Annotated in this window: 2 protein-coding genes; one reads left to right on the forward strand and one right to left on the reverse strand. The window is 50.6% G+C overall.

Translation table 11 applies throughout. The features are described from left to right. Positions 1-140 precede the first annotated feature (140 nt). Positions 141-776 (reverse strand): Na+/H+ antiporter subunit E, encoded by a 636-nt coding sequence (locus tag D5S03_RS10920; protein WP_008870336.1) that lies wholly within the window; start codon positions 774-776, stop codon positions 141-143. Between the two features lie 296 nt (positions 777-1,072). On the opposite strand from D5S03_RS10920, the gene D5S03_RS10925 reads away from it, so the two are divergent. Next, positions 1,073-2,005 carry a M14 family murein peptide amidase A gene (locus D5S03_RS10925; RefSeq protein WP_287043992.1) on the forward strand — a complete coding sequence of 311 codons (933 nt, stop codon included), beginning with the start codon at positions 1,073-1,075 and terminating at the stop codon, positions 2,003-2,005. Positions 2,006-2,233 lie beyond the last annotated feature (228 nt).

The following is a 2,233-nucleotide window of genomic DNA, read 5'->3' on the forward strand; positions in this document are numbered from 1 at the left end:
GACCAGGGTTATGATTTTGGCCCCTACCGCAGCTGCCCCCAGCAGACGGTCAAAAACCGTGGGGCCTTTCAGCACGCGGTAGAAGGGAAGAAGCAACACCAGTACCAGTACTGCGGAGATTAGAATAAAGAAGGTCTGCATCAGGCCTTATCCTCCTCTTGGTGCTCCATGGCCTTTTTGATCTCTTTGCCTCTTTTGAGTATGCACACGCCATTGCACATTTCTTCGGGAGTGCATCGGCGCAGGTACAGCCTGCCCACCCTGGATTCCATGTCGCCGCTTACAAGATCCTCTTCAACCTCGTCCACTATGGCGTGCACTGTAAATTGATTTTCGTATATATCCAGAGTAAGTGTGCCTGGCGTAAGGCTGATGGAGTTGCCCAGTATGACTTTGGCTATGGGATTGGGCAGTCTGGATTCAAAGGTGACCACCATGGGATTGATGGGCATCCGGGGATGCAGGGTGAGATAGGCGACAAAAGCTGCAGACTTGGCGATCTGCCACAACAGCCAGGGAATGTAGAGTAAAAGTCTGGAGAAATAGATCTGATGGCCGGAGAGGTATTCGCCGCTGCTTAGAGGAATGTGGCGAACACCCATATTGAGCCAGACAACAAAGGCAACTGAAATGATGCCGTAAAAAATGGGTTCCGGGTAGAAGCGTCCGCTTAGTACCAGCCACAGGGCCATAAGCAGTACGGCTTGAATTATGATTCCCCTGTGCTGTACAAGGAATCCTGGATGGGATCTGTCGCCGGAGCTGATTTGAGCCATATCGGGAACCTGTACGGTTGAAGGTTTTATCGGTTCAGGAGGTTCTCATCAGTTCGAATTAAAAGCTCATTTAGAGGGTTTTGTGTCGACTGTCAACAGAAAAAACTTACAAAAGCTTGACAGAATTCAGGGTTTCATCAATCCTGCCAGGGTAAAAGCCGCGTTGCCACTGGCTTTTATTGTTTTCAGGGCAAAATGATTGACCTCTTAAATTAAAGTGATTGGTTTGCTGAATTAGTTCAGTAAATGGTGGTGCAGTACAATTTTTTAAGCAAATCAAGCAGGTAAGTTCACCCATGAATATGCGAGAGATTTTTCTTGGAGCTGTTTTTCTTCTTGTTTTTACATTGCCGGCTGCAACCCCTTCACCGGCCTCGGATGAGCCCGGTGAGAAGAAGAACAAGAAAGATACATGCACTGCCATTGACCAGAGGCTCAGCAGCGTAAGCCTTGGTGACTGCCTGGAGGGGGGGCTGCTTGAATCCGGTGCATATTCCGTGCGGGGACATCCTCTGCTGGTCAAGGAGTATCCACCACTTGAAAGGCGTGCTCCCCAGAGCCGGGTCTTAGTTGTGGGCGGAACCCACGGAGACGAATATTCTTCCATAAGCGTAACCTTCAAATGGATGCAGATACTGGATGAGCATCATTCCGGGCTTTTTCACTGGATTTTTGTGCCCCTTCTAAATCCTGACGGTCTTTTTGAGCGCCCGGCCACCAGGACCAATGCCCGGGGAGTGGATATAAACCGCAACAAGCCCTCGCCTCTCTGGAGGGAAGTGGGTTATACCCGCTGGCAGGAAATGACGGATGAGAATCCGCGCTATTACCCGGGTCCTTATCCTGTGAGTGAGCCGGAGACGGAATTTCTGGTGCATTTGATCCGTAGTTTCAGGCCGGATGCCGTTATTTCGCTGCACTCCCCCCTGAACCTGGTGGACTATGACGGACCGGGTAACCCTCCGCGCAGTCTTGGCAGCCTGTGGCTTAGAAGGCTGGGCAACTTTCCCGGCACCCTGGGCAATTTTGCAGGCAAGAAAATGGGTATTCCGGTAATAACTGTGGAACTGGCCTCATCAGCGCGCATGCCCTCCGGGGGCGAGATTTCCTCCATGTGGCGCGACCTGGTGCGCTGGCTCATAAACGAAACCCCTGTAGAGCCAGGTCCGGGGCAGCTGCAGGCCCTGGATCAGGATATGCAGCTTAGAAAGGAATTTTTCGGGAAATGATTCTGTAAATTTGGGATTCAGGGATTGGGGAATTTAGGGATTGGGGAATTTAGGAATTCAGGAATTTTGGGATTGGGGGATTCTAAATCAGAGGTCAGAATCAGAGATCAGGGGTCAGAGATCAGAAATCAGTAGGCGTTGGGGGATTGGGGAATTAAGGGATTAAGGTATTGGGGATTGGGAGGATGAATTCATAAAGAGGGCAAGATAGCCCCCATCTTTCAAAGA

The sequence above is a fragment of the Desulfonatronospira sp. MSAO_Bac3 genome (assembly GCF_003838035.1).
In the GTDB taxonomy this organism is placed as follows: Bacteria; Desulfobacterota; Desulfovibrionia; order Desulfovibrionales; family Desulfonatronovibrionaceae; genus Desulfonatronospira; species Desulfonatronospira thiodismutans.